Source organism: Sphingomicrobium astaxanthinifaciens, from assembly GCF_022865105.1.
In the GTDB taxonomy this organism is placed as follows: domain Bacteria; phylum Pseudomonadota; class Alphaproteobacteria; order Sphingomonadales; family Sphingomonadaceae; genus Sphingomicrobium; species Sphingomicrobium astaxanthinifaciens.
Map to the genome: position 1 here is coordinate 558,831 of NZ_JAKNYM010000001.1, position 26,752 is coordinate 585,582.

25 protein-coding genes are annotated in these 26,752 nt (G+C 69.9%); 18 read left to right on the forward strand and 7 right to left on the reverse strand.

Annotation, left to right across the window (positions count from 1 at the left end; genetic code table 11):
- Nucleotides 1-24: 24 nt before the first annotated feature.
- Both prsK and prsR read left to right on the forward strand, forming a co-directional pair.
- Nucleotides 25-2,109: an XrtA/PEP-CTERM system histidine kinase PrsK gene (gene prsK, locus L8951_RS02740; protein ID WP_244381463.1), complete on the forward strand. Its 2,085-nt coding sequence runs from the start codon at nucleotides 25-27 to the stop codon at nucleotides 2,107-2,109.
- Nucleotides 2,106-3,476, forward strand: coding sequence for a PEP-CTERM-box response regulator transcription factor (gene prsR, locus L8951_RS02745; RefSeq protein ID WP_244381464.1), 1,371 nt, complete (start codon nucleotides 2,106-2,108; stop codon nucleotides 3,474-3,476). Before prsK ends, prsR begins: the two co-directional genes overlap by 4 nt.
- On the opposite strand, the gene L8951_RS02750 is transcribed toward prsR, so the two are convergent.
- A complete protein-coding gene (locus L8951_RS02750) occupies nucleotides 3,473-5,257 on the reverse strand; it encodes an ABC-F family ATP-binding cassette domain-containing protein (protein WP_244381465.1) in 1,785 nt (594 codons plus the stop codon). The two genes, prsR and L8951_RS02750, sit on opposite strands and share 4 nt — an antisense overlap.
- A 169-nt stretch (nucleotides 5,258-5,426) precedes the next feature.
- Here L8951_RS02750 and L8951_RS02755 point away from each other — a divergent pair, with 169 nt between their 5' ends.
- Nucleotides 5,427-5,705 carry a PepSY domain-containing protein gene (locus L8951_RS02755; RefSeq protein WP_244381466.1) on the forward strand — a complete coding sequence of 93 codons (279 nt, stop codon included), beginning with the start codon at nucleotides 5,427-5,429 and terminating at the stop codon, nucleotides 5,703-5,705.
- Nucleotides 5,706-5,853: 148 nt separating this feature from the next.
- Nucleotides 5,854-6,576 (forward strand): CPBP family intramembrane glutamic endopeptidase, encoded by a 723-nt coding sequence (locus L8951_RS02760; protein ID WP_244381467.1) that lies wholly within the window; start codon nucleotides 5,854-5,856, stop codon nucleotides 6,574-6,576.
- Here L8951_RS02760 and L8951_RS02765 read toward each other — a convergent pair.
- Nucleotides 6,548-7,180: a TetR/AcrR family transcriptional regulator gene (locus L8951_RS02765; protein WP_244381468.1), complete on the reverse strand. Its 633-nt coding sequence runs from the start codon at nucleotides 7,178-7,180 to the stop codon at nucleotides 6,548-6,550. The genes L8951_RS02760 and L8951_RS02765 overlap by 29 nt on opposite strands.
- Before the next feature lie 111 nt (nucleotides 7,181-7,291).
- On the opposite strand from L8951_RS02765, the gene L8951_RS02770 reads away from it, so the two are divergent.
- From L8951_RS02770 to wecB, 6 genes are all read left to right on the forward strand, one after another.
- On the forward strand, nucleotides 7,292-7,969 hold the full coding sequence (locus tag L8951_RS02770) for a response regulator (protein WP_244381469.1): 678 nt from the start codon (nucleotides 7,292-7,294) through the stop codon (nucleotides 7,967-7,969).
- A gap of 64 nt (nucleotides 7,970-8,033) precedes the next feature.
- A complete protein-coding gene (locus L8951_RS02775; protein ID WP_244381678.1) occupies nucleotides 8,034-9,353 on the forward strand; it encodes a sensor histidine kinase in 1,320 nt (439 codons plus the stop codon).
- A gap of 11 nt (nucleotides 9,354-9,364) precedes the next feature.
- On the forward strand, nucleotides 9,365-10,381 hold the full coding sequence (locus L8951_RS02780) for a polyprenyl synthetase family protein (protein WP_244381470.1): 1,017 nt from the start codon (nucleotides 9,365-9,367) through the stop codon (nucleotides 10,379-10,381).
- Nucleotides 10,382-10,390: 9 nt separating this feature from the next.
- The gene (gene hrpB, locus L8951_RS02785; RefSeq protein WP_244381471.1) at nucleotides 10,391-12,823 is read left to right on the forward strand and encodes an ATP-dependent helicase HrpB; all 2,433 of its coding nucleotides are present in this window, start codon (nucleotides 10,391-10,393) and stop codon (nucleotides 12,821-12,823) included.
- A gap of 32 nt (nucleotides 12,824-12,855) precedes the next feature.
- Nucleotides 12,856-13,137 (forward strand): NADH dehydrogenase ubiquinone Fe-S protein 4, encoded by a 282-nt coding sequence (locus tag L8951_RS02790; RefSeq protein WP_244381472.1) that lies wholly within the window; start codon nucleotides 12,856-12,858, stop codon nucleotides 13,135-13,137.
- Nucleotides 13,138-13,222: 85 nt separating this feature from the next.
- Complete coding sequence (wecB, locus tag L8951_RS02795; protein WP_265535926.1) at nucleotides 13,223-14,335, forward strand: non-hydrolyzing UDP-N-acetylglucosamine 2-epimerase; 1,113 nt, start codon at nucleotides 13,223-13,225, stop codon at nucleotides 14,333-14,335.
- On the opposite strand, the gene L8951_RS02800 is transcribed toward wecB, so the two are convergent.
- The 3 genes from L8951_RS02800 to L8951_RS02810 form a co-directional block, all read right to left on the reverse strand.
- Nucleotides 14,292-15,206 (reverse strand): mechanosensitive ion channel family protein, encoded by a 915-nt coding sequence (locus tag L8951_RS02800; RefSeq protein WP_244381474.1) that lies wholly within the window; start codon nucleotides 15,204-15,206, stop codon nucleotides 14,292-14,294. The genes wecB and L8951_RS02800 overlap by 44 nt on opposite strands.
- Before the next feature lie 92 nt (nucleotides 15,207-15,298).
- Nucleotides 15,299-15,748 (reverse strand): DUF2141 domain-containing protein, encoded by a 450-nt coding sequence (locus L8951_RS02805; RefSeq protein WP_244381475.1) that lies wholly within the window; start codon nucleotides 15,746-15,748, stop codon nucleotides 15,299-15,301.
- The gene (locus tag L8951_RS02810; protein WP_244381476.1) at nucleotides 15,678-16,496 is read right to left on the reverse strand and encodes a sterol desaturase family protein; all 819 of its coding nucleotides are present in this window, start codon (nucleotides 16,494-16,496) and stop codon (nucleotides 15,678-15,680) included. Before L8951_RS02810 ends, L8951_RS02805 begins: the two co-directional genes overlap by 71 nt.
- Nucleotides 16,497-16,661: 165 nt before the next feature.
- On the opposite strand from L8951_RS02810, the gene L8951_RS02815 reads away from it, so the two are divergent.
- From L8951_RS02815 to L8951_RS02830, 4 genes are all read left to right on the forward strand, one after another.
- Nucleotides 16,662-17,723: a S1C family serine protease gene (locus tag L8951_RS02815; protein WP_244381477.1), complete on the forward strand. Its 1,062-nt coding sequence runs from the start codon at nucleotides 16,662-16,664 to the stop codon at nucleotides 17,721-17,723.
- Between the two features lie 73 nt (nucleotides 17,724-17,796).
- Nucleotides 17,797-18,948: a lycopene beta-cyclase CrtY gene (gene crtY, locus L8951_RS02820; RefSeq protein WP_244381478.1), complete on the forward strand. Its 1,152-nt coding sequence runs from the start codon at nucleotides 17,797-17,799 to the stop codon at nucleotides 18,946-18,948.
- Nucleotides 18,945-20,408, forward strand: coding sequence for a phytoene desaturase (locus tag L8951_RS02825; protein WP_244381479.1), 1,464 nt, complete (start codon nucleotides 18,945-18,947; stop codon nucleotides 20,406-20,408). The genes crtY and L8951_RS02825 overlap by 4 nt, the downstream gene beginning before the upstream one ends.
- Nucleotides 20,405-21,334: a phytoene/squalene synthase family protein gene (locus L8951_RS02830; RefSeq protein WP_244381480.1), complete on the forward strand. Its 930-nt coding sequence runs from the start codon at nucleotides 20,405-20,407 to the stop codon at nucleotides 21,332-21,334. The genes L8951_RS02825 and L8951_RS02830 overlap by 4 nt, the downstream gene beginning before the upstream one ends.
- Here L8951_RS02830 and L8951_RS02835 read toward each other — a convergent pair.
- The gene (locus tag L8951_RS02835; RefSeq protein WP_244381481.1) at nucleotides 21,331-21,681 is read right to left on the reverse strand and encodes a hypothetical protein; all 351 of its coding nucleotides are present in this window, start codon (nucleotides 21,679-21,681) and stop codon (nucleotides 21,331-21,333) included. The genes L8951_RS02830 and L8951_RS02835 overlap by 4 nt on opposite strands.
- Before the next feature lie 79 nt (nucleotides 21,682-21,760).
- Here L8951_RS02835 and L8951_RS02840 point away from each other — a divergent pair, with 79 nt between their 5' ends.
- Together L8951_RS02840 and L8951_RS02845 are read left to right on the forward strand one after the other, a co-directional pair.
- On the forward strand, nucleotides 21,761-22,912 hold the full coding sequence (locus L8951_RS02840; RefSeq protein WP_244381482.1) for a glycosyltransferase family 4 protein: 1,152 nt from the start codon (nucleotides 21,761-21,763) through the stop codon (nucleotides 22,910-22,912).
- The gene (locus L8951_RS02845; protein ID WP_244381483.1) at nucleotides 22,905-24,239 is read left to right on the forward strand and encodes a replication-associated recombination protein A; all 1,335 of its coding nucleotides are present in this window, start codon (nucleotides 22,905-22,907) and stop codon (nucleotides 24,237-24,239) included. Before L8951_RS02840 ends, L8951_RS02845 begins: the two co-directional genes overlap by 8 nt.
- Before the next feature lie 3 nt (nucleotides 24,240-24,242).
- Here L8951_RS02845 and L8951_RS02850 read toward each other — a convergent pair whose 3' ends face one another.
- The gene (locus L8951_RS02850; protein ID WP_244381484.1) at nucleotides 24,243-24,422 is read right to left on the reverse strand and encodes a hypothetical protein; all 180 of its coding nucleotides are present in this window, start codon (nucleotides 24,420-24,422) and stop codon (nucleotides 24,243-24,245) included.
- A gap of 158 nt (nucleotides 24,423-24,580) precedes the next feature.
- Between L8951_RS02850 and L8951_RS02855 the strand changes: the two genes are divergently transcribed.
- A complete protein-coding gene (locus tag L8951_RS02855; RefSeq protein WP_244381485.1) occupies nucleotides 24,581-25,894 on the forward strand; it encodes a mechanosensitive ion channel in 1,314 nt (437 codons plus the stop codon).
- Nucleotides 25,895-25,897: 3 nt separating this feature from the next.
- On the forward strand, nucleotides 25,898-26,749 hold the full coding sequence (locus tag L8951_RS02860) for a hypothetical protein (protein WP_244381486.1): 852 nt from the start codon (nucleotides 25,898-25,900) through the stop codon (nucleotides 26,747-26,749).
- Nucleotides 26,750-26,752 lie beyond the last annotated feature (3 nt).

The window sequence follows — 26,752 nt, forward strand, 5'->3', positions numbered from 1 at the left end:
GTTGACAGAAGGTTTGGCCGCGCCATGTCGTTCCCGCAACCCTTGCTGAGCCATTATCTCGCGGCGGCGCTGTTCGGGCTGCTCGTCGCGTGGCAGCTCTGGCGCGGGCCGCGCTCGTCGGGGCAGCGCACGCTGATCGCCGCCTTCGCGCTGACCAGCATCTGGGCCTGGCTCGAGGCGATCCGACCGGGCAGCCTGCTGACCGGGCTCGCCGAGGTGCTGCGCAACCTGGTCTGGATCGGGCTGCTCCACAGCCTGGCCACCCACGGCGACCCCGATCACCGCCAGAAGGGGCTCAAGCTCGTCTACGCCTCGGTTGCCGCGGTGCTCGGGATGCTGCTGATCGTGCGCGCGATCGGGCCGCTCGCGCCCGAGGGGACCGACTTCGCGACCATCGGGGTCACGCTCAACATCCTCCACATCCTCGCCGCGGCGGGGGGGCTGGTGCTGGTCCACAATTTCTACGGGCAGGCCGAACCCGGCAGCCGATCCTCGCTCCGGCTCGCCATGCTCGCGCTGGCGTGGATCTGGCTCTACGACCTCAATTTCTACACCGTGACCTACCTGTCGGCGGTGCATGGCGACCTGGTCGGGCAGTGGCGCGGGCTGGCGGTGGCGATCGCCGCCCCGCTGTTCGCCTTCGGTGCGCGCTCCGATCGCGGCTGGCGCTTCCGGATGAGCCGCGCGGCGACCTTCCAGTCGCTTTCGCTGCTGGGGATCTGCGCCTATTTCGCGGTGATGGCGGTGCTTGCCACCGTGCTGCGCGCGCAGGGCGGCGATGTGGTCGGCGCGGTGGCGGTGACGCTCCTCACCATCCTCGTCGTGGGGGCGATGGTGATCCTGCCCTCGAGCCGGGCGCGCGCCTGGGCCAAGGTCAAGATCGCCAAGCATTTCTTCGAGCATCGCTACGACTATCGCACCGAATGGCTGCGCTTTACCGCAACGGTCGGCGGCGACGAGGGCGAGCGCGGGCCGCTCGGCGCGCGGATCGTTCGCGCCTTCGCCGACATGCTCGATGCGCCGGGCGGGGTGCTGCTCGTGCGCGACGATCATGACGGGCTGCGCGCGGGCGGCGTGTTCAACTGGGGAGCGCGGCTGGTCGACCCGCCCGCCGCGGTCTTCGCCGACGAGCAGGAAGCGCGGTTCTGGGAACATGTCGTCGAGGAGGGGCGGATCCTCGAACTCAACGGGCTGCGCGGCGGCTGGGGCGATCCGCGCGACCGCGCCGCCGGCCCGCCGCGCTGGCTGCTCGAGCGCGAGGAGGCCGCGGTCGCCATCCCGTTGCTGGCCGGACGCCAGCTGGTCGGCCTCGTCCTGCTCGGCCAGCCCGAATTCCCGCGCCCGCTCGACTGGGAGGATTTCGACCTCTTGCGCACCGCGGGGCGGCAGGCGGCCAGCGCGCTCGCCGAGAAGATCAGCCAGGAAGCGCTCGCCAAGGCGCAGCGGTTCGAGGAGTTCAACCGCCGTTTCGCCTTCATCATGCACGACATCAAGAACCTCGTGAGCCAGCTCTCGCTATTGTCGCGCAACGCCGAGCGCCACGCCGACAATCCCGAGTTTCGCGCCGACATGGTCGCCACCCTGAAGAGCTCGGTCGAGAAGATGAACGACCTGCTTGCGCGGCTCGCCCCGCAGGGCGCGCGCACCGACAGGAGCGCGCGCGCCACCCGGCTCGACGAGGTCTTGTCGTTCGCCGTCGCGGCCAAGCGCGCCGACCATGACGTGCGGCTGTTCGGCAACCGCGAGCGCTTCGCGATCGCCGATGCGGCCGGGCTCGAACAGGCGATTGGCCACCTCGTGCAGAACGCGATCGATGCCAGCCCGTCCGACAAGCCGGTGTTCGTGCGGGTCGACGGCGATGCGCAGGAGGTGGTCATCGAGATTGTCGACGAGGGCCATGGGATGGACCCCGAGTTCGTCCGCTCGCGGCTGTTCGAGCCCTTCGCCTCGACCAAGGACAACGGGTTCGGCATCGGCGCCTACGAGGCGCGCGAGCTCGTGCTCGCGATGGGCGGCCGGCTCGATGTCCAATCACAACCCGGCGCCGGCACCCGCTTCACCATCCGACTGCCCGCCGCCCCCCCCGTGGCCGAGAGGAAATCCGCATGACCAAGCCGACCCGTCCGATCCTGCTCGTCGTCGAGGATGACGAAGGGCTGCAGCGCCAGTTGAAATGGGCCTATGAGGATTATGAGGTCGTCGCCGCGACGAACCGGACGCAGGCGATCGAGCTGCTGCGGCTCCACGAGCCGGCGGTGGTCACGCTCGACCTCGGCCTGCCCCCCGACCCCGACGGGGTCACCGAGGGGTTCGCCACCCTGTCGGAGATCCTCGGCCTCAAGCCCGACACCAAGGTGATCGTCGCCTCGGGGCACGGCGCGCGCGAGAGCGCGCTGAAGGCGATCGCCAACGGCGCCTACGACTTCTATCGCAAGCCGGTCGACATCGATGAACTCGGGCATATCGTGAAGCGCGCCTTCCAGCTGCACGCGATCGAGGCCGAGAACCGCCGCCTCGAGGCCACCGCCAACGACAGCCGCACCGTCCTCGGCTCGATCGTCTCGGCCAGCCCCGAGATGCTCAAGGTCGCGCACACGATCGAGCGCGTGGCCACCGCCGATGTCTCGGTGATGCTGCTCGGCGCCTCGGGCACCGGCAAGGAACTGCTCGCGCGGGCGGTGCACGATCAGAGCCCGCGCAAGGACGGCGAATTCGTCGCCATCAACTGCGCGGCGATCCCCGAGAGCCTGCTCGAGGCCGAATTGTTCGGCTACGAGCGCGGCGCCTTTACCGGCGCGGTCAAGACGACCCCAGGCAAGATCGAGCTGGCGCAAGGCGGCACGCTCTTCCTCGACGAGGTCGGCGACATCCCGCTCCCGCTCCAGGTCAAGCTGCTGCGCTTCCTCCAGGAGCGGGTGATCGAGCGGATCGGCGGGCGCCGGACGATCGAAGTCGACACGCGGATCGTTTGCGCCACGCACCGCGACCTCGAAGGCATGATCGCCGAGGGCAGCTTTCGCGAAGACCTCTATTACCGGCTCGCCGAGATCGTCGTGCCGATCCCCCCGCTCAGCGCACGCACCGGCGATGCCGTGCTGCTCGCGCGCTTCTTCGTGGGCAAATATGCCAAGGAGCTGGGGCGCGCGATCAACGGGCTAGCGCCCGATGCGGTCGAGGCGATCGACGAGCATCCGTGGCCGGGCAACGTGCGCGAGCTCGAAAATCGCATCAAGCGCGCGGTGATCATGGCCGACGGCAAGCTGGTCACCGCGGGCGATCTCGACCTGCAGGCGGGCTGCGATGGCGAGGGCGCGAGCCCGATCAACCTGCGCGCCGCGCGCGAGATCGCCGATCGCCGCGCCATCCGCCAGGCGCTCACGCGGACCGACAACAATATCTCGGGCGCCGCCAAGCTGCTCGGGATCAGCCGCCCGACGCTCTACGACCTGATGAAACAGTATCAGCTCAGCGCCTAGCCGAGCGCCTCGGCCTTTTCGGCGACCGCGAGCCAGCGCTCCTCGGCGGCGTCCTTCTCGGCGCGCTTGTCCTCGAGCCGCTGGGTCAGCGCGGCGAAGCGGTCGGGGTCGGCGGTGAACAGCTCGGGATCGGCGAGCGCGGCCTCGATCTCGCTCATCTCGGCCTCGATCCGTTCGATCTCGCCCGGCAGCCGGTCGTAGTCGCGCTGGTCCTTGTAGCTGAGCTTGGCGGGGCGGGTCGTCGGCGCGGGCTTCGCTGGCGCGCTGGCCTTCTTCGCCTTCCTCGCCCCGCTCGTCTTCTCCTTGCGCCGCTTGGCCCAATCCTCATAGCCGCCCGCCACCACGTCGACCGTGCCCGACCCGTCGAGCCCGAGCGTGATGGTCACGGTGCGGTCGAGGAAGTCGCGGTCGTGGCTGACCAGCAGCACGGTCCCCTGATAGTCGGCGATCACCTCCTGGAGGAGGTCGAGCGTTTCCATGTCGAGGTCGTTGGTCGGCTCGTCGAGCACGAGGAGATTCGATTCGCGGGCGAATTCGCGCGCCAGCAGCAGCCGGTGGCGCTCGCCCCCCGACAGCGTGCCGACCAGCGCCTCGGACAGGCCGGGGTCGAAGAGGAAGTCCTTGAGGTAGCCCTTGATGTGCTTCCTGACCCCGCGCACCTCGATCCAGTCGCCGCCCTCGGCGAGGATGTCGCGCACCTTCTTCCTGGGGTCGAGCAGCTTGCGCTGCTGGTCGACGACGATGCCCGACAGCGTCTTGGCGAGATTGACCTTGCCCGCGTCGGGTTCGAGCTCGCCGGTGAGCAGCTTGAGCAGCGTGGTCTTGCCCGCGCCGTTGGCGCCGACGATGCCGATGCGGTCGCCGCGCTGCACGCGCAGGCTGAAATCGTCGATGATGGTGCGCTCGCCAAAGCGCTTGGTGACATTCTCGGCATCGATGACGGTCTTGGTCTTCACCTCGTCCTTGGCGAGGCCGAGCGCGCTGGTGCCCTGCATGCCGATCATCGCGGCGCGCTGAGCGCGCAGCTCGAACAGCGCGCGCAGGCGACCCTGGTTGCGCTTGCGCCGCGCGGTGACGCCCTTGTGGAGCCACTCGGTCTCCTGCCGCAGTTTCTCGTCGAGCTTCTCGAGGCGGCGGCGGTCCTCCTCGAGCACCTCCTCGGTCCACTTGTCGAACCCGCCATAGCCGATCTCGGCGCGGCGCAGCGTGCGACGGTCGAGCCAGATGCAGCTGGTGGTCAGCCGCTTGAGGAAGGCGCGGTCGTGGCTGATGACGATAAAGGCGCCGCTATAGCGCCCGAGCCAATCCTCGAGCCACTCGATCGCGCCGAGGTCGAGATGGTTGGTCGGCTCGTCGAGCAGCAGCAGGTCGGGTTCGCTCGCCAGCGCGCGCGCCAGCGCGGCACGGCGGCGCTCGCCCCCGCTCGCGGTCGCCGCGTCGCGGTCGAGGTCGGCCCCCATCTGCTGCGCGATCGCCTCGATCGCATGCGCGGGCGGGGCGCGCTCGCCGCTCAGCGCCCAGTCGATCAGCCGCGCGTGCCCGCTCATGTCGGGATCCTGCTCGAGCCAGACGATATTGACCCCCGGCATCACCGTCCGGCTGCCCGCGTCCAGCTCGACATTGCCCATGATGGTGCGGAACAGCGTCGTCTTGCCCGCCCCGTTGCGCCCGATCAGCGCGAGCCGGTCGCGCGGGCCGACATGGAGCGTGAGGTCCTCGAACAGGATGCCGTCGCCATGGTGGAGGCGGACATCCTCGAGGCTGAGAATCGGTGGTGCCATAATGCCACAGCGCCTAGCCTTTCTGCCCGCCCGCGTCATCTTTGTTCCTGAACCCGCCGCGAGCGTGGCATTCATGACTTATTCAATGCGCCGGTCATAAAGCGGAAGCCGAGGACAGACAGTGATGCGTGTACCGACTTCCCTTCTTGCCGCCCTGGGCGCGGCCACGATGCTCGCGACCCCCGCGGCGGCGGTTGGCGCGTTCCAGCCCGAACCGCCGCGGCTGCAGCGCGACCAGGATCGCGCCTACGATCGCGCGCGCAGCGGCAATGCGATGGCGCTGCCCCAGCTCGAGCGGCGGATCGTGCCGCGGATGAACGGCTACCAGTATCTCGGCCCCGAACTGCGCGGCAATACCTACCGCTTCAAGTTCGTGCGCGACGGGCGGCTGGTCTGGATCGACGTCGATCCGCGCACCGGCCGCGTCGTCGGAACCTCGGGCCGGTAGGCCCACTCCTCACCGTCGATCACCACAAGCCGGGGTCGCTCCCCGGCTTTTCCTTGCCCGCCATCCTGATGCGAATTCCGGTTCGCATTCATTGACAGGTGCGCGCAGTCATGCGAATACAGGTTCGCATTACTCAATGGAGTCCACCATGCCCGACCTGTCGTCCTGGCTCGCCCCGCCCCTGCTCCTGATCGTCGCGCTGGTCGCGCTCGGCCCGCTGCGCGACCGCGTGCATCGCCGCCGGCTGGCCGCACGCGGCGCCGCCTATCGCGATTTCATCTACCGCGAATTCCTTGCCTACATGTGGCCCGTCGCCGGGATCGTCGTCGCCTGCTGGGTCGCCGCGGGCCAGCGCCTCGAGACGCTCGGTTTCGCCCACGAGCCGTCGACCGGGCTCGCCATCGCCTGGGGGGTCACCGCGCTGCTCGCGCTCTATTCGACCTGGTCGACGGTCCAGGTGCGGCGCCACGACAAGGCCCGCGAAAGCCTCGAGCGGCAGATCGACGCGGGCGGCAATATCGATTTCGTCCGCCCCGAGAGCCCCGGGCAGCTGAAGGGCTTTCTCGCGCTCTCGGTCACCGCCGGGGTGACCGAGGAAATCGTCTTCCGCGGCTTCCTCATCATGACGCTGGCGCTGGTCATGCCGCTCTGGGCCGCCGCCCTCCTGTCGCTCACGCTCTTCGTTCTCGCGCACAGCTACCAGGGCTGGCGCGGCATGCTGACAATCCTGCCGATCAGCACCGTGCTGACCGTCCTGTTCGTCATCTCGGGCTCGCTGTGGCCGGTCATCGTCCTGCACATCGTCGTCGACGTGACCGGCGGGCTCATGATCTACGAGGTGGTCAAGTCGAAGGCGCGCGCCGCAGCGTGAGATAGCCCGCCGCGAAGTCGGCCATTTCCTCGGCCAGCCGCTCGCCCTTGAGTACCTCGGCTAGCGGTAGCCCGACCTCGCCGTACAGCCCGCCCTCGATCAGCGCGCTCGAGAGGAAATAGGTCACCGCCTCCACCGCCGCCTCGCGGTCGGTGACACGGATTTCCTCCTTGAACAGGTCGAGCAGCGCCGCCACCCCGCCGCGCGAGGCCTCGACGATCGGCGCCCATTCGTCGCCGATCAGTTCGGGATGTTGGTGCGACAGCAGGTGCACCGCGCGCAGCAGGTGGCCATGGCGCTCCATGCTGCGCCAATTCTCGACCATCAGCTCGCGCAGCGCCGCGCGCAGCCCCTGCCCGACATCGGGCTCGAAGCGGAAATCGCTCTCCAGCTTGCCGCGGTAGAGGTCGAAGATGACGGGGACGAGCGCATCCTTGTTCTCGAACCGGCGATAGACCGCGCCGACCGAGATGCCCGCCTCGGCGGCAAGCTGGGCGACGGTGATGTCATCGAACCCGTGCCGCTCGAGCAGCCGGTCGAGCGCGGCAATGATCTTGTCGCGGGTTTCCTTCGAACGGGCCTGGAGCGCGGGCTTGGATCGCATGCCTCTTCCCTAGCCCTCCGACCGCCCCCGCGGCAATCGTTACGGTAGCGTCAAGCAACCGTTCATGCCATGAGGGGTTGGTGCAGGTGCAATAGGAAAAACGGGACAAAGATGCGTATCCTGATCGTCGAAGATGAACCCAATCTCGGGCGCCAGCTGCGCTCCACCCTCGAGGGCGCGGGCTATGCGGTCGACCTCGCCACCAATGGCGTGGACGGGCATTTTCTCGGCGAGACCGAGAGCTATGACGCGGTCGTGCTCGACCTCGGATTGCCCGAGATGGACGGGCTCACCATCCTCAACAAGTGGCGCCAGCAGGGGCGCGACATGCCCGTGCTCGTCCTGACCGCGCGCGACAGCTGGTCGGACAAGGTCGCCGGGCTCGACGCCGGCGCCGACGACTATCTCGCCAAGCCCTTCCAGACCGAGGAACTGATCGCCCGGCTGCGCGCGCTCATCCGTCGTTCGGCGGGCCACGCCTCCTCGGTGCTCGAAGCGGGCGACATCCGTCTCGACACCCGCTCGGGCAAGGTCTCCAAGGGGGGCGAGCCGGTCAAGCTTACGGCGCAGGAATATAAGCTCCTCAGCTATCTGATGCACCACAAGGGCAAGGTCGTCAGTCGGACCGAGCTGATCGAGCATATCTACGACCAGGACTTCGACCGCGATTCGAACACCATCGAGGTGTTCGTCACCCGCATCCGCAAGAAGCTCGGGTCGGACACCATCACCACCATCCGTGGGCTCGGCTACAGCCTCGAGGACCCCGAGGATCGTGACGACGGCTGAGCCTCCGGCGGAGGCCATCCTCCCCTCCCGCCGCCGCGACCGCCGCGGCTCGCTGACCCGCCGCATGATCGGGATCGCGGCGCTGTGGATCGCGCTCCTGCTGCTCGCGGGCGGCTATGCGCTCGACCGCATCCTCACCCGGTCGATCGTCGAGAATTTCGACAGCCAGCTCGAATATATCCTTAACGCGATGGTCGCCGCCTCCGAGATCGGCCCCGACGGCGAGGTGCGCTTCAACCGCCCGCTCGCCGACCAGCGCTTCCTCGAAATCTATTCGGGGCGCTATTTCCAGATTTCGGGCGATGGTGCCGACACCTTCGCCTCGCGCTCGCTGTGGGACCGGCGGCTGGAGCCCAACGTCCAGCACGACGACCTCGACATCCATGTGCGCGACAGCTTCGAGTTCGAGGGCGAGCCGCTGCGCATCGTCGAGCGCGACATCATCCTGCCCGACAGCGAAGTGCGCTGGCGCTTCCAGGTGGCCGAGAGCCGCGAGGAGCTCGACGAGCAGATCGAGGAACTGCGCGCCACCCTCATCCGATCCTTCGCGGTGCTCGGGCTCGGGCTGTTGCTGATGGCCGCGATCCAGACCGTCTACGGGCTGTGGCCGCTGCGCCGGGTGCGTCGCGCGGTGGTCTCGATCCGCACCGCCGAGAAGCAGCGGATCGACGAGGAATTCCCGCGCGAGATCACCCCGCTGGTCGACGAGATCAACGAACTGCTCGCGCATAACGAGGCGCAGGCCGAGGAAGCGCGGCGCCACGCGGGCAACCTTGCGCATGCGCTCAAGACCCCGCTCACCGTGATCACCAACGCCGCCACCGCGCACGAGCCCGACCTCCACGACATCGTCTGCCGCGAGGCCACGGTGATGCGGCGCCAGGTCGACCACCACCTCGCTCGCGCGCGCGCCATTGGGCGGCGGGCCTCGGCGCAGGCGCGCGCCAACGTCGCCGAGAGCCTCGACCCCATCGAGCGCGCGGTGACCCGGCTCTACGCGGGCGTGACCATCGACGTGGCGGGCGACCGCGAGGCGTGCGTCCGGGTCGAGAAGCAGGATCTCGACGAGATGCTCGGCAACCTCGTAGAGAATGCCGCCAAATATGGGGGCGGGCGCGTGTTCGTCACGATCGAGGCCTCGGCGCCGATGGTCGACATCCTCGTCGAGGACGACGGCCCCGGCATCCCGCGCGAGCAGCGCGAGGCGATCTTCGCGCGCGGCGCGCGGCTCGACACCACCGGCAAGCAGGGCTCGGGCCTCGGGCTCGCGATCGTGCGCGACGTCGCCGAAATCTACGGTGGCGCGGTGGCGCTGTCCGACAGCGAGGATCTCGGCGGCCTGCTCGCGCGACTATCCCTTCCCGCGGCGCTCGAGAACGTCTAGGGGCAAGGCCCATGACCGGCAGCAACGTCACCCCGCTTCGACCCGACCCCGCCCCCTCGCTCGAGCCGATGATCGGCCTCGTCGCCGAGGACATGAACGCGGTCAACGCGCTGATCCTCGACCGCATGCAGTCGAAGGTCGCGCTGATCCCCGAACTGGCCGGGCACCTCATCGCCGGGGGCGGCAAGCGGCTGCGTCCGATGCTCACGCTGGCCGCCGCGCGGCTGCTCGACTATCCCGGCGCGCGTCACCACAAGCTCGCCGCCGCGGTCGAGTTCATCCATACCGCCACGCTCCTCCACGACGATGTCGTCGACGGCTCGCAGATGCGCCGCGGCAAGCGCGCGGCCAACCTCATCTGGGGCAATCCCGCCACCGTGCTGGTGGGCGACTTCCTGTTCAGCCGCGCCTTCGAGCTGATGGTCGAGGACGGCAGCCTCAAGGTCCTCAAGATCCTCAGCCACGCCTCCGCGGTGATCGCCGAGGGCGAGGTCGACCAGCTCACCGCCCAGCGCCGGATCGAGACCAGCGAGGAGGACTATCTCAAGATCATCGGCGCCAAGACCGCCGCGCTGTTCGCTGCCGCCTGCCAGGTCGCGCCGGTCGTCGCCGAAGCGGGCGAGGAGGCCGAAGCCGCGCTCGAGGCCTATGGCCGCAACCTCGGCATCGCCTTCCAGCTGGTCGACGATGCGATCGACTACAGCTCGGACGAGGCGACCATGGGCAAGGGGCTCGGCGATGATTTTCGCGACGGCAAGATGACGCTGCCGGTGATCCTCGCCCATGCGCGCGGCGACGCCGGGGACCGCGCATTCTGGAAGGCCGCGATGCAGGGCGAGCGCACCAGCGACGAGGATCTGGCGCGGGCGATCGGCCTGATGCGCGCGACCGGCGCGCTCGACGACACGATGGAAGCGGCGCGCGGCTATGCCCGCCGCGCCGTCGATGCGCTCTCGGTCTTCCCCGACGGCGCCGCGCGCCGGGCGATGACCGAGGCGGCGCATTTCGCGGTGGCCCGCGCCTACTGAGGCGCGCCCATGCTGCCGATCCACGCCGTCCTGCCCGACCTTTTAGCGGCGTTGGCCGCGCAGCCGCGCGCGCTGCTGGTCGCGCCGCCGGGGGCGGGCAAGACGACGCACGTCGCCCCCGCGCTGCTCGAGGCCGACTGGTGCACCGGCGAGGTGCTGCTCCTCGTCCCGCGGCGGCTGGCCGCGCGCGCCGCGGCCGAACGCATCGCCGAGGAGGCGGGCGAGAAGCCGGGCGAACGCTTCGGCTATGCCACCCGCCTCGACAGCCGCCCGGGCCGCCGCGTGACTTTGATGACTCATGGTGTCTTCCTCGCGCGCATCCAGTCGGATCCCGAACTGCGCGGCGTCAGCGCGGTGCTGTTCGATGAAGTGCACGAACGCAGCCTCGACAACGACCTCGCGCTCGCCTTCGCGCTCGAGGCGCAGGCGGGGCTGCGCGAGGACCTGCGGCTCCTCCTGATGTCGGCCACGCTCGAGGTCGAGGCCTTCCGCCCGCTGCTCGGCGATGCCCCGCTGATCGAGAGCGAAGGGCGCTCGCACCCGCTCGAGCTGCGCCATGTCGGGCGCGACGCCGCCGCCCCGATCGAGGCCGAGATGGCGCGCACGATCCGCCGCGCGCTGGCCGCCGAGGAGGGCTCGCTCCTCGCCTTCCTGCCCGGCGTGCGCGAGATCGAGCGCACCGCCGCCGCGCTCGGCGCGCTGCCCGGCGATGTCGTGCTCCATCGGCTCCACGGACAGGTCGATCCGGCGGCCCAGCGCGCCGCGCTGCGCGCCCCCGCGCGCGGCACCCGCAAGCTTGTCCTCGCCTCGGCGATCGCCGAGACGAGCGTGACCGTCGACGATGTCCGGATCGTGGTCGATGCCGGGCTCGCGCGGCGCCCGCGCTACGATGTCGGCGCCGGTCTCACCCGGCTCGTTACCGAGCGCGCCAGCCGCGCCGCGGTGACCCAGCGCGCGGGCCGCGCCGCGCGGCAACGCCCGGGGGTCGCGATCCGGCTGTGGGAGGAGGCGGCCAATGCGGCGATGCCCGCGCACGACCCGCCCGAGATCGTCGAGGCCGACCTCGCCCCGCTGCTCCTCGCCAGCCGCCTGTGGGGCGCGCGCGATCCGACCGACCTGCCGCTCCCCACCACCCCGCCCGCGCCAGCGCTCGCCGAGGCCCGGCGCCTGCTCGAACGGCTCGGCGCGCTCGACCCGGCGGGTGCGCTCACCCCGCACGGTCGCCGGATCGCCGCGCTCCCGCTCGAGCCCCGCCTCGCGCACATGCTGCTGCGGTCCGCCACGGAGGGTTTCGGCGCCACCGCGGCGGCGGTCGCGCTGCTGCTCGGCGAGCGCGGGCTCGGCGGACGCGGCGAGGACATGGAGGCGCGGCTGCGCCGCTTCCTCGCCGATCGCAGCCCGCGCGCCCGGCAGGCCCGCGCGCTCGCGGCCGGCTGGGCGCGGCGCGTCGGCGCCGATGAACCGATCCGGCCCGACCATGCCGCACGCGCCCTCGCCCTCGCCTTTCCCGACCGCGTCGCGCGCGCCCGCGACGGCGAGGGCGCGCGCTGGGCCTCGGTCGGCGGCCGCGGTTTCTCGCTCGATCCCGCCAGCCCGCTGGCCAGCGCCGACTGGCTCGCGGTCGCGGAAGTCGCGGGGGCCGCGGCGGGGGCGCGCATCCTCTCGGCCGCGCCACTCGAGGAGGAAGAGGTGCGCGCGCTGTTCGAAGCGGACATCGAGCCCTTCGAGGAGGTGCGCTACGACCCCGCGCGCAAGGCGGTCGACGCGAGCCGCGGCGAACGGCTCGGGCGCCTCGTGCTGAAGCGCGGGCAGGCCGCCGACCCCGACCCCGATGCGGTCGCGCGCGCGCTGCTCGAGGCGGTCGCGCGCGAGGGGCTCGAATTGCTGCCCTGGGGCCAGGCCACCGCGCGGCTGCGTCGCCGCGCCGCCTATGCGCGCCAGCGCGACCCGTCGCTTCCCGACCTGTCGGAGGAGGCGCTGCTCGCCTGCCTCGACGATTGGCTACTGCCCCTGCTCCATGGCCGTCGCCGCCTCGACGCGCTGCAGCCGGGGGAACTGCACGACGCGCTCGCCAACCGCATCGACTATGCCGCGATGCAGGCGATCGACCGCATCGCGCCGGCGCGCTTCACCAGCCCGGCGGGCACCAGCCACGAGATCGATTACGACGCCCCCGCCGGCCCCACCGTGACGGTGCGCGCGCAGGCGCTCTACGGGCTCGACCGGCACCCGACGGTCGGCACGACCCCGCTCGTCCTCAGCCTGACCAGCCCGGCGGGGCGCCCGATCCAGACGACCACCGACCTGCCCGCCTTCTGGGACGGGAGCTGGGCCGAGGTCGCCAAGGAGATGCGCGGGCGCTATCCCAAGCATCACTGGCCCGACGACCCGCGGCGGGCGGTGGCCAGTCTGCGGACCAAGCGCGCCCAGCGAGGCTCTTGACCGCGGCGCGTCGAGCCGCCAAATCGCGGACCATGAGCACCGCGCGCATCATCGAGAACGTTCGCAAGACCACCCAGTCGGGCAAGGCGCAGGCCGGCCGCTGGACCCTGTTGTTCGAACGCGACGAGAAAATGGTCCCCGACCCGCTCACCGGCTGGGCCGGCTCGGGCGATACCGAGACGCAGCTTCGCCTGACCTTCCCCAGCCTCGAGGAAGCGCAGCGCTACTGCGACGAACGCGGCGTGCCCTACCATGTCGTCAAGGCGCCCCCGCACCGGCTCAAGATCCAGGCCTACGCCGACAATTTCAAATAGGTCGTTACGGTTGCCCAACCGTTTAACCTAGGTTACACCGTCCCCTGCCGAGCTAGGGGGACCACTGCATCATCATCGCGTCGATCTGGTCTTCGGCACCCGCCCCGAAGCGATCAAGCTCGCGCCCGTGGCCGCCGCGCTCCACGCCGAGGGCCTCGCGGTCCGGCTGGTCGAGACCGGCCAGCACGCCGACCTGCCCCGCGCCGGGGTCGGGTTCGGCGCGCTCGATCGCCGCTCGCTGGGCTGCGTCACCGGGGACGACCCCTTCGCCTATGCGCGCGCCTGCGCGGCGACCTATGCCCAGACCTGCGCGGCGCGACCGGCGATGATCCTCGTCCAGGGCGACACCGCGAGCGCCTATGGCGGGGCGCTGGCGGCCGGCTGGCTCGGGGTGCCGCTGGCGCATGTCGAGGCGGGGCTGCGCAGTCACGATCGCGCCAATCCCTGGCCGGAGGAGGATTTCCGCCGCGCCATCGACCGCATGGCGGCGCTGCATTTCGCGCCGACCGAGCTGGCGGCCGCCAACCTCGCCGACGAGGGCCATGCGCGCTCGGTCCATGTCACCGGCAACAGCGGGGTCGATGCGCTCAAGGCGATGCTCGCCACCCTGCCCCCGCCGCAGCGACGGGAGGACGCGACGCGGCGCCTGCTCGTCACCTGCCACCGCCGCGAGAATTGGGGCCGGCCGCTCGGCGACCTGGCCGCCGCGATCGGCACGCTGGCCGCGCGCCACCGCGCGATCCGCATCGACGTCGCCTTGCATCCCAACCCGTCGATCGCCCAGGCCTGGGCCGCGGCGCTGGGGGGCACCGCGCGGGTACGGCTGCTCGAGGCGATGAGCCATCGCGACATGCTGCTCGCGATGCGCGACAGCGACCTCATCCTGTCCGATTCGGGCGGGATGCAGGAGGAGGCGCCCTACCTGGGCACGCCGCTCTTCATCCTGCGCCGTCGGACCGAGCGCCCCGAGGGGATCGACACCGGGCAGCTCAAGCTGATCGGGATCGAACGCGAGGCGATCGTGCGCGAGGTCACGCGATTTCTCGACAATGCCGACGCGACCGCGGCGATGACCAGCGCGGCCGAACCCTATGGCGACGGGCGCGCCGCCCCGCGCATCGCCGCGATCATCGCGCGGCGGTTGCGGGCCGCGACTAGCGCGACGCCTCCGCGCCAAGCGCCGCCGGGACCGTCTTGAGATAGACGTCGCGCTGCGGGAAGGGGATCTCGATCCCTTCTTCCTTGAATCGCCACCATACCTTCTTGAGCACGGCCGAGCGGACGTTGCCGACCCCTGCCTCGGGGTCGCGGATCCAGGCCTGGATCTCGAAATTGACGCTGTTGTCGCCGAATTCCTTGAGCCAGACGTTGGGCTTGGGAGCCTCGAGCACGCGTTCGCAGGCGGTGGTGCATTCGATCAGGATCTGCTCGACCCGGTCGATGTCGCAGGCATAGCTGACGCCGACCGGGATCTGGACGCGCACGTTGCGCGAGGAATAGGACCAGTTCTCGACCGGCTCGGTCATCAGCAACTCGTTGGGAATGAGATGCTCTTTCCCGTCGCGGGTGATCACGCTCACCGCGCGCGTGCCGATCTTGCTGATCGCGCCGAAGGTATCGCCGACGACGATGACGTCGCCCGGTTTGACCGAACGATCCATCAGCAGGATGATCCCCGCGATCAGGTTGCCGAAGGTCTTCTGCAGCCCGAAGCCGACCGCCAGCCCGACCGCGCCCGAGAAGACCGCCAGCGCCGACAGGTCGAAGCCGAGCAGGTCGACCCCGACGAGGAAGGCGAGCGCGATGGTGACGATCGTCGCCAGCTTCTCGGCCAGCAGCCCTTGCGCGGGATCGAAGCGGCTGGTGCGCTTGATCAGCCGCTTGACCCCCCACAGCACGGCCCGCGTGATGACGTAGATCAGGATGACCGTGACGACCACCGTCAGCACCTCGAGCAGGCTGATCCGATAGTCGCCGATCGCGATCGCGATCTCGTCGAGATTGCCGAACAGCTGGACCGTCGTGTCGACGGCTTCTTCGGCGAGTTCCTCGGCTTGTGCTTGGGCCATGCGCGACACTTAAGCGCGCTTTTGCGGGAAAGTCGAACCTTTCCGCGTCGGGCCCATCGGCCCGCCCGCCCGCCGAGCGCGCAAGGCGCGGTCTAGAGGATATATTTCAGCCGGACGCGCTGGCGGCTGGGCCCCGCCGGCAGGTCGAACACCACGTCGCCGGCGCGCGGCGGCCCCATGCGGATCGCCGGGTTGCCCGAGAAACCGAAGCCCTCCTTGGGGATGCCGAGCGACTTGGACATGCGCCCGTTGCCGTTTTCATCGTGCAGGACCAGCAGCATCCAGCGCCCCTCGCGCAGCCCCGGGATCCGGATCTCGCTGGTTCCCGCGACCGCCGGCACCCGGTGCTTGACCGCCCCCGGATCGTCGCGACAGCGCAGGAAGCCCGCGACGTCCTGCGTCATGCAGACGCGAATCTCGCCGCGCGAATTGCGCACATTCTCGAGTTCGACCGTCAGCGATGCCGGCGCCTCAGCGGCGGGCGCTGCCGGCGGCGGCGGGCTCGCCGCGGCGAGCCCGAGCAGCGCGATCGCGCCGAGCATGACGCGGCAGCTGGAATTCACCCAGCCCCGCGTCGGTCGCGCAGAGGCGATCCCAGAAACGGAAATAGAGACCATAGTTGCACCGATATTTCTGGTGGTGGAGTTCGTGGTGGCTGGCGGTGATCACATGGCGCCCGAGCGGGCCGCGCACGAGGCGCCGCGGGAACAGCTCCCAGCCCATGTGGTTGGTCACCCCCATCAGCGTCATGATCGCGAGCACCAGCCCCAGCACGCCGACGTGGATGGGGATGAGGAAGACGAGCAGCGGGATCACGATCGCGCCGGTCAGCGCCTCCCACGGGTGGAAGCTCATCGCCGCCCAGGCGGTCGGCGGGCGGCTCGCATGGTGCACCGCATGGACCTTCCTGAACAAGGGCGGCCAATGCATCGCGCGGTGGGTCCAGTAGAACCAGCTGTCGTGGAGGAAGAGGTAGAGGAACAGGCTGACGGGCATCCACCATAGCGGCAACGCCTGCGGGTCGGTATAGATGGCGGTCCAGCCATGCTGGTCCCAGCCCCACGCGATCACCCCGGCGGGCACGCCGTAGATCGCCGCGCTGAGGAAGGAATAGAACAGTTCCATCCGCACCTGCGCGCCCTGCCCCGCCAGCCGCCCGGGGAAGCGCCGCGCGGTCCAGGCCGCGAACAGCCCGCTCGTCACGAGGTAGCGCACCGCCACGATCGCGCTCATGGCCAGCGCCGAGAGAATGATCGCGAGGAGCGTGTCGGGAAGCATGGCGGACTTCATGCCACTTGCCATAGACGAGGACAATGAAGGGAAGATGAGCGCCGCCGGCCCCTATCCATTGAAACCGCCGTCATTCCCCCTAGGTCGGGGGGGATGAACGCGCCCGCTTCAGCCCCGGTAAAGACATCCGCTGTTCTGCTCGTCCTGTTGATCGTGGGGAATGTCATGCTCCTTCTTGCCGTTGCCGCCCTCCTCTTCACCCAGCCCGCCGACCAGGGCGAGACCCGACTCGTGACCCCCCGCGGGGCGCTCGGCAGCGACGAGCAGGCGACGATCGACCTGTTCCGCAGCGCGCGCGAATCGGTGGTGTCGATCGCCACCCGCCAGCGGGTCGCCGATGTCTGGAGCCGTAATGTCTACAGCGTCCCGCGCGGGTCGGGCTCGGGGCTGATCTGGGACGAGGCGGGGCACGTGGTCACCAACTGGCACGTGATCGAGGGTGCTTCCGAAGCGCAGGTCCAGCTTGCCGACGGGCGCGAGCTGTCGGCGCGGCTGATCGGGGCGAGCCCGCAGCACGACCTCGCGGTGCTGCGCATCGGCGGCGCCGGGTTCGCCGCGCCCGCGCGCATCCCGATCGGGACCAGCGAGGATCTCCAGGTCGGGCAGGGCGTGTTCGCGATCGGCAATCCGTTCGGGCTCGACTGGACGCTGACGCGGGGCATCGTCTCGGCGCTCGACCGCTCGCTCCCGCGCGAGAATGGCGCCGACATCCGCGCGCTGATCCAGACCGACGCGGCGATCAATCCGGGCAATTCGGGCGGTCCGCTGCTCGACAGCGCGGGCCGGCTGATCGGTATCAACACCGCGATCTACAGCCCGTCGGGGGCCTCGGCGGGGATCGGCTTCGCGGTCCCCGTCGACACGGTGATGCGGGTGGTCCCCCAGCTCATCGCCGAGGGTCGTTACGTTCGCCCCGCACTGGGGATCGAGAGCGACGAGCATTTCAACGCGCGGCTCAAGCGCGCCTCGGGGGTGGAGGGCGTGTTCGTGCTCCAAGTCATTCCCGGTTCGCCTGCCGCGCGCGCGGGGATCGAGCCCGCGCGCCGGACCCGGCGCGGGGTGGTCGCGGGCGACGTGATCACCGCGATCGAGGGCCAGCCCGTCACGCGGGTCGGCGAGCTGCTCGCGCGCCTCGACGATTTCCGGATCGGCGAGCGGGTCGAGGTCACCTTGCTGCGCGACGGCAGGCGCCGGACCGTCAGCCTCGCGCTCGAGGCCGACAGCTGAGCGTCGCCGCAGCGCGGCGCGGCGCGACATCCGGCTTGTCGTGACCGCCCCCAGCCCCGATAGTCGCCCCCCGATGGACCAGCATCCCGATCTCATCATCGCCGGCGGCGGCCTCGCGGGCGGGCTGTGCGCGCTGGCGCTCGCGGCGCGCCGACCCGAACGCTCGATCCTCCTCGTCGAGCGCGAGCCCCGGCTCGGCGGCAACCATGTCTGGTCCTTCTTCGACAGCGACGTCGCGGCGGCCGAACGCGACCTCCTCGCCCCGCTGGTGGTGGCGCGCTGGCCGCGCCATGCGGTGCGGTTCCCGGCCCATGCGCGGGGTTTCGCGGAGGGGTACAACAGCATCACCTCCGCCCGGCTCGACCGCGTGCTGCGCGCCGCGCTCGGGGACCGCATCATCGAGGGCGAGGTGACCCGGATCGGCCCCGACCACGTCGTGCTTGCCGACGGGCGCCGGCTCGACGCGCGCGCCACCCTCGATGCGCGCGGACTGGGGGGGCCGCCCGAAGGGCTCGACTGCGGCTACCAGAAATTCGTCGGCCAGATGCTGCGCGTTCCCGGCGGCCACGGTCTTGCCGAGCCCGTCATCATGGACGCCACGGTCGACCAGGCGCAGGGCTATCGCTTCGTCTACTGCCTGCCCTTCGAGGAGGAGCAGGTGTTCGTCGAGGACACCTATTACCGGCTCGACCCCGACCTTGACCGCGACCGCCTTGCCGCGCGCATTGCCGATTATGCCGCCGCGCAAGGCTGGGTCGGGGCGGTGGTCGAACAGGAGGAGCAGGGGGTGCTGCCCGTGGTCACCGGGGGCCGATGGGACCGTTTCTGGCCCGAAGACGATCCGGTCGCGCGCGCCGGGGTGCGCGCGGGGCTGTTCCACCAGTTGACCAGCTATTCGCTCCCCGAGGCGGCGCGGTTCGCCCGCTGGCTGGCGCGCCAGCCAGCGCTGGACGGCACCGCGCTGGCGCAGGCAACGCGCAAGGCCGCCACCCGCCACTGGCGCGCCTCGCGGTTCGAACGGATGCTCGCGCGGATGCTCTTCCACGCCGCCGACCCGCCCGAGCGCTATCGCGTGCTCGAGCGTTTCTACCGCCTTCCCGCCGGGTTGATCGCCCGCTTCTATGCGGGCAACACCACGCTCGCCGACAAGGTTCGCATCCTCGCCGGCAAGCCCCCGGTGCGCATTTCCCGTGCGCTCGAAGCCCTGATCGGAGTGCGTCCTTGAATAGTGCCATCGTCATCGGCTCGGGGTTCGGCGGCCTCGCGCTCGCCATCCGGCTCCAGTCGGCCGGCATCCAGACCACCATCGTCGAGGCGCGCGATCGTGCCGGCGGGCGCGCCTATTACTGGGAGCGCGACGGCCATGTCTTCGATGGCGGCCCGACCGTCATCACCGATCCCGACTGCCTCAAGGCGCTCTGGGCGCTGTCGGGGCAGGACATGGCGAGCGACGTCGACCTCGTCCCCGTCACCCCCTTCTACGCGCTCGACTGGCCCGACGGCACGCGCTTCGATTATTCGAACGACGACGAGGCGCTGTTCGCCGAGATTGAGAAGCTCAACCCCCGCGACGTCGAGGGCTACAAGCGCTTCCTTGCCTATTCCGAAGGCGTCTTTCGCGAAGGCTATGAGAAGCTCGGCACCAAGGCCTTCCTCAAGCTGTCCGACATGCTCAAGGCCGCGCCCGCGCTGGCGCGCTATCAGGCATGGCGCAGCGTCTATTCGATCGTGTCGGAATATGTCGAGGAAGAGCATCTGCGGCAGGCGCTCAGCTTCCACACCCTCCTCGTCGGCGGCAACCCGATGACCTGTTCGTCGATCTACGCGCTGATCCACAAGCTGGAACGCGACGGCGGTGTCTGGTTCGCGATGGGCGGCACCAACAGGCTCATCGCCGGAATGGTCGCGCTGTTCGAGCGATTGGGCGGCACGATCCGGCTCGGCGATCCGGTGACGCGGATCCACGCCAGCGGCGACAGGGTGACGGGCGTCACCACCAGGAGCGGCTGGCACGCAAAGGCCGATGCGGTCGCCTCCAACGGCGACGTCGTCGCGACCTACGGCCTGCTCGACCACAAGCGGGGAAAAAAGCAACATAGGGCGTTGAAGCGAAAGCGCTTCAGTCCCTCGCTGTTCGTCCTGCATTTCGGGCTGGAGGGCACCTTCCCCGAGATCCCGCACCACATGATCCTGTTCGGCCCGCGCTACCGGGGGCTGCTCGACGACATCTACAAGCGCGGCACGCTCGCGTCCGATCCCTCGCTCTACCTCCACCACCCGACCAGGACCGACCCGTCGATGGCGCCCGAGGGCTGCTCGACCTTCTACGCGCTCGCCCCCGTCCCGCACCTGGGCAAGGCGCCGGTCGACTGGGAGCAAGATGCCGATCACTATGCCGAGGTCATCCTCGACACGCTCGAAGAGCGGCTGATCCCCGACATCCGCAGCCGCATCCGCACGCGCTTCTGCTATTCGCCCGCCGATTTCGAGAGCGACCTGTTCGCGCACCTCGGCAGCGCCTTCAGCCTCGAGCCGATCCTCACCCAGTCGGCGTGGATGCGGGTGCACAATCGCGACGACAAGATTTCCAACCTCTATTTCGTCGGTGCGGGCACGCATCCGGGCGCGGGCATCCCGGGCGTGGTCGGCTCGGCGCAGGCGACCGCCGAGCTGATGATCGGATGACCCGCCGCGCCGACCTCGTCGCGGCCGCGGGCGACAGTATCGCCAAGGGCTCGAAGAGCTTTCGCTTCGCCAGCCAGCTGTTCGACGAGCCGACGCGCGAGCGGGCCTGGCTCCTCTATGCCTGGTGCCGCGCCTGCGACGACATCACCGACGGACAGACGCTGGGCCATGACGCGACGACCCCCGCCGACCCGATGGCGCGCTTGGACTTCGTGCGCGAGAAGACGGCGATGGCACTCGCCGGCGAGGCCACCGGACTCGTCCCCTTCGATGCGCTCGGGCAGGTGGCGGCGGAGTGCGCCATCCATCCCGCGCTCGCGGACCACCACCTCGCCGGGTTCGCGCGCGATGCCGCCGGCTGGCAGCCGCAGACGCAGGACGACCTGCTCAGCTATTGCTACCAGGTCGCGGGCGCGGTGGGGGTGATGATGGCGCAGGTCATGGGCGTGCCTGCCGAGGACGTCGATACGCTCGACCGCGCGAGCGACCTCGGGCTCGCCTTCCAGCTCGCCAATATCGCGCGCGACGTGATCGACGATGCCCGCGTCGGGCGCTGCTACCTGCCGCGCCAATGGCTCGCCGAGGTGGCGATCGAGCAGATCGACCCCGACGACCCCGACCAGCGGGCGCGGCTGGCGCCGCTCGCGCACCGCCTCGCCACGCTCGCCGATCGCTACCGCGCCAGCGCCCGCGTGGGCGCCGCGCGGCTGCCGCTGCGCAGCCGCTGGGCGGTGCTCGCGGCGGCGCGGATCTACGGCCGCATCGCCGAACGCGCGCGCGCGGCGGGGCCGCGGGCGTGGGATCGCCGCATCATCGTCGCCAAGCGCGAGAAACTGCGGCTGGTGGCATGGGCGCTCGGCGATGCGCTGCTGCCGCCGCCGGCCGTCGAACGCCGCGGCTTGTGGACCCGGCCCTCGCTCGCCTAGCCCTCGCCGCCCCCGGCCGGGCCCGAGAGATAGGTCATCAGCTGCGCCAGCGTGTTTTCCATCTGGTCCTGCATCTGGCTGATCAGTTCGTTCTCGCGCATGCCCTCGTGATCGAGCGGCTTGGAATAGCTCTCGCTGAACGCCTGCAGGTCCTCCTGGTCGAACACCCCGCGCGCGACCAGCCGCGCGAGGATGACCAGCAGCCCGTTGGTGTTGGCGATCGAGGAGGCGACCAGCGCCTCGTCGACCATGCTGAGCCGCTGGTCCTTGCTCTCGCCCTCGCCCTCGGCCTCGGCCTCGGCGTCGCCTTCGCCCGCGCTGGGGGCCTCCAGATCCTCTTCGCTCATGCCCCCACCATGCGCCTCTCAAAGGCAAAAGCAACGCCCAACTTGGCGGCGGCCCCGTCCTTCGCTAGAGCCTAGCCCCATGAAGCCCGAAGAAATTCGCGTCGCCCTTTTCTCGGGCAACTATAATTACGTTCGCGATGGCGCGAACCAGGCCCTCAATCGCCTTGCAGGCTACCTGCTCCGGCAGGGGGTCAAGCTGCGCGTCTATTCGCCCACGGTGGACGAACCCGCCTTCGAGCCGACAGGCGACCTCGTCTCGGTGCCCAGTTTCGCCATTCCCGGGCGCGGCGAATATCGCTTCGCCTTCAACCTGTCGCGCGAGGTACGCGACGACCTTGCCGCCTTCCGCCCCAATGTCGTCCATATCTCCTCGCCCGACCTCGTCTCGGTCAAGGCGGTCAACTGGGCCAACGCGCGCGGCATTCCCGCGGTCGCCTCGGTCCACACGCGGTTCGAGACCTACCTCCAATATTATCGCCTCGGCTTCCTCGAGCCGGTGCTGCAAAGCTGGCTGCGCCGCCTTTACGGCAAGTGCGACGCGTTGCTCGTTCCCGCCCAGTCGACCGCCGACGTGCTCAAGGAACAGCGCATGAACGAGGCGATCACCATCTGGGCGCGCGGGGTCGACCGCGAGCAGTTCAACCCCGAGCGGCGCGACATGGAGTGGCGCCGCGGGCTCGGCATCGGCGATGACGAGATGGCCATCGCCTTCCTCGGCCGCATCGTCATGGAAAAGGGCCTCGACGTCTTTTCCGAGACCATCGAAGTACTCGAGAAGAAGGGGCTGCCGGACCGCGTCCTCGTCATCGGCGATGGCCCCGCGCGCGGCTGGTTCGAGGAGCATCTTCCCGACAACGCCGTGTTCGTCGGCCATCAGGAGGGACCCGACCTCGCCCGCGCGCTGGCGAGCGCCGACGTCTTCCTCAATCCCTCGATCACCGAGACCTTCGGCAACGTCACGCTCGAGGCGATGGCCTGCCAGCTGCCCGTCGTCGCCATCGCCGCCACCGGCACCAACAGCCTCGTCACCCCGGGCGTCACCGGGCTCGTCTCGCCGCCCGGCGACATCGAGGGGCTGGCCCAGAACCTCGCCGACTACCAGGCCGACCCCGCGCTTCGCGCGGCGCATGGCGCGGCCGGGCTCGCCAAGGCCAAGACGATGGACTGGGACTCGATCAACAGCGTCGTGGTCGATACCTACAAGCGGGTGATCGCCGAGCATCATGGCTGACCTGTTCGGCGCCGAGCCCGAACAGGCCGCCGACCTTCCCGCCGAGGGCGCGCCCCTCGCCGACCGGCTGCGCCCGCGCGCCCTTGACGAGGTGGTCGGGCAGGAGCATCTGACCGGCCCCGAGGGCGCCATCGGACGCATGGTCGCGGCGGGCAAATTGTCCTCGATGATCCTGTGGGGCCCGCCCGGCACCGGCAAGACCAGCATCGCCAGGCTGCTCGCCGACGCGGTGGGCCTCCGCTTCCAGATGCTGAGCGCGGTCTTCTCGGGCGTCGCCGACCTCAAGAAGGCCTTTGCCGATGCCAGGAAGATGGCGCAGGCGGGGCAGCGCACGCTCCTCTTCGTCGACGAGATCCACCGCTTCAATCGCGCCCAGCAGGATGGCTTCCTGCCGTTCGTCGAGGACGGCACCGTCACGCTCGTCGGCGCGACCACCGAGAACCCCAGTTTCGAATTGAACGCCGCGCTCCTGAGCCGCGCGCAGGTGCTGATCCTCCACCGGCTCGACGAGGCGGCGCTGTCCCGGCTGCTCGACAAGGCCGAGGCGCTGGTCGAGGCAAGATTGCCGCTGACCGACGATGCCCGCGCCGCGCTCGTCGCCAGCGCCGACGGCGACGGTCGCTTCCTTCTCAACCAGGCCGAAACGCTGTTCGATCTCGGGCTCACCGAACCGCTCGACCCCAAGGGGCTCGCCGACCTGCTCCAGCGCCGCGTCGCGGTCTACGACAAGGATCGCGAGGGGCATTACAACCTCATCAGCGCGCTGCACAAATCGGTGCGCGGCTCGGACCCGCAGGCCGCGCTCTATTATCTGGCGCGCATGCTCACCGCGGGCGAGGATCCGCTCTATCTGTGCCGCCGCCTCGTGCGCATGGCGTCGGAGGATATCGGCCTCGCTGACCCCAACGCCCTCGTGCAGTGCCTCGCGGCCAAGGATGCCTATGACTTCCTTGGCAGCCCCGAGGGCGAACTGGCGCTGGTCCAGGCAGTGCTCTACCTCGCCTCCGCCCCCAAATCGAATGCGGCCTACAAGGCGCACAAAGCCGCCTTCCGCAGCGCCAGGGACACCGGCAGCCTGATGCCGCCGAAGAACATCCTCAACGCGCCGACCAAGCTGATGAAGGAGGTCGGCTACGGCAAGGGCTATACCTACGACCATGACGCAGAGGACGGCTTCTCGGGCGACGATTACTGGCCCGAGGCGATGGAGCCGCAGCGCTTCTACGAACCGACCGGTCGGGGGTTCGAACAGCGGCTCAAGGAGCGGCTCGACTGGTGGGAGGCGAAACGGCGGGACCGGCGCGCGCGCGCCGACGAGGCGGACTGAGCGCTAGCGGTCCGACTGTTCCTCGATCACGCGGCGCAGGTCCTTCTTGATCTGCGGCCCGCTGAGGTGGGCATCGATCTGGAAATAGCCCTCGCTTTTCAGCTGTGTGCGGATTTCCTCGATGCTGTCATGAACGCGCGCCAGTTCGAAAGCGCGCCCGATCGTCGTCTTGCCGTGGATCATTGGGTGCCTTCCTGCATAAGCCTCGGTCATAGCATGACCGCCGAAAAATCGCAAAAATCGGACATTTCCGGTGCTGGGCCGACGCGACTTCCACCCCCTTCCCCAATGCCGCGCAACGGCGTAATATCGGCAGCGTAACGTTGAACAGGGGATCCATCATGTATCGTTCCGACCTGCCCGCCTATTGGCAGGGCCAGCTGGCCGAATGGGGACCGCGTCTCCTCGTCGCGCTGCTCATTCTCGTCGCCACCCACTTCATCGCCAAGGCGGTGCAATGGGCGATCAAGCGCCTCGTCGAGAAGGTGCCCGCGCTGCAGAAGGATCCCGACCAGGACGGTTCCTCGATCGGTACCGAGCTGGGGCGGCTGGGCTACTGGCTGGTGTGGCTGGTCGGCCTCGTCGCCGCGCTCGAGCCGCTCGGCCTGTCGGACGTGCTGACCCCGGTGACGCGGATGACCAACGAAGTCTTCGGCTTCCTGCCCAACCTCATCGGCGCCGTCGTGATCTTCGCGGTCGGGCTGATCATCGCCAAGGTGGCGCGCCATATCGTCGAGGCGGCGCTGCGCGCGCTCAACATCGAGGACTGGGCGGCGCGCGCCGGGCTGCCGATGGGCGAGAAGCCGGTCAACGTGACCGCCGAGGGCGAGGCGAGCGAGGGGGCAGCGCCGGCGCGTCACTCGATCGCCAAGGCGGCGGGGATGACGGTCAGCGCCATCATCATCGTCTCGGCCTCGATCGCGGCCCTGCAGGCGCTGCAGATCGAAGCGATCTCGGGCCCCGCGACCGACATGCTCGAGGTCATCGCGCTCGCCATCCCCAAGGTGATCGCGGGGCTGCTGTGGCTGGCCATCGCCTTCGTCATCGGGCGCTGGGTCAAGTCGCTGATCGAGACCATCCTCCCGAGCCTCGGCTTCGACGCGGCGATGCGCTCGATCGGGGTGATGAACGAGGGCGCCCAGCCCTCGCGCATCGTCGGCGCGGTCGCCTTCGTGGCAGTGATGCTGGCCGCCGCGATCGAGGCGATGCGCTCGATCGGCGGCGACAGCGTGGCCGCGCTCCTGTTCCAGATCACTGAACTGGGCGGCAAGGTCATCTTCGGCACGGTGATCATCGTCGTCGGGCTGTTCCTGTCGCGCCTGATCGCGCGGATCGTCGGCCAGGGCGCGGGCGAGGGCAGCTATGCCGAGACGATCGTCAAATATGCGATCATCGCGCTGTTCACCGCAATCGGGCTGACCTTCATGGGGCTGGCCAATGAGATCGTGATCCTCGCCTTCGGCCTGATCCTCGGCTCGGCCGCGGTCGCCACCGCGCTGGCCTTCGGGCTCGGCGGGCGCGACGCGGCGGGGCGGATGCTCGAACGCTGGCAGAGCGAGCGCGCGGGCGCGCCGCAACCACCGGCGCGGCCCAAGAAGCTGCCGCGCGCGGACCGCTCTGGCGGGGACGACGGCAGCCAGCCGCCGCTCGTCTGAGCGATGCCCGCGCGCTTTGCCCAGACCGTCGCGATCGACTGGTCGGGGGCGAAGGGCGAGCGGCACAAGGGGATCGCGGTCGCGCGCAAGGAGCGCGGCCGCGCCCCCGCGCTGGTCCGGCCCGGGCACGTCTGGTCGCGCGCCGAGGTGCTCGACTGGCTGCGCCGCGAGGCCTGCCGCGCGCCCACCCTGTTCGGGTTCGACTTCTCCTTCGCCCCGCCGCTCCTCGAGCGGGGCAGCTACCTGCCCGGCGCCGACGTACCGACGAGCGCCAAGGCCTTCTGGGCCTATGTCGATGCGGTGTGCGCGGACCCCGATCTCGGCGCCGCCTCGTTCCTCGAGCAACTCCACCGCGAGCATTTCTATTTCGGCAAGGCCGATGGCGACAAGGCGCGATTCATGTGGTTTCGCGAGGTCGAGAAGCGGCTCAACGCGGCCGGGGGTGGCAAGGCCGCGACCGTCTATGACGCGATCGGCGCGGCGCAGGTCGCCAAGGCGAGCTTTGCCGGCATGCGGCTCCTCCACCGGCTCGTCGGGCAGGTGCCGGTCTGGCCGTTCGACCCGCTCCCCGAGACCGGCAGCGTGGTGGTCGAGATCTACGGGCGGCTCTACCTGCGGCGCGCGGGAGGACGCGGTACCAAGCTGCGCAGTGCCGCCGCGCTCGACGCGGCGCTGGTCGCGCTCGGCAGCCCCCCCGCCGGGCTCGATCACGACCCCAGCGACCATGAAACCGACGCACTGGTGACGGCGGCGGGGATGGCGCAGGTGCTGGCGACCGAGGCGGCGCCCTTCGCGCCGCCCGGCCTGACCCCCGCGATCGCCAGCGCCGAGGGCTGGACCTTCGGCGTGGTTTGAGCC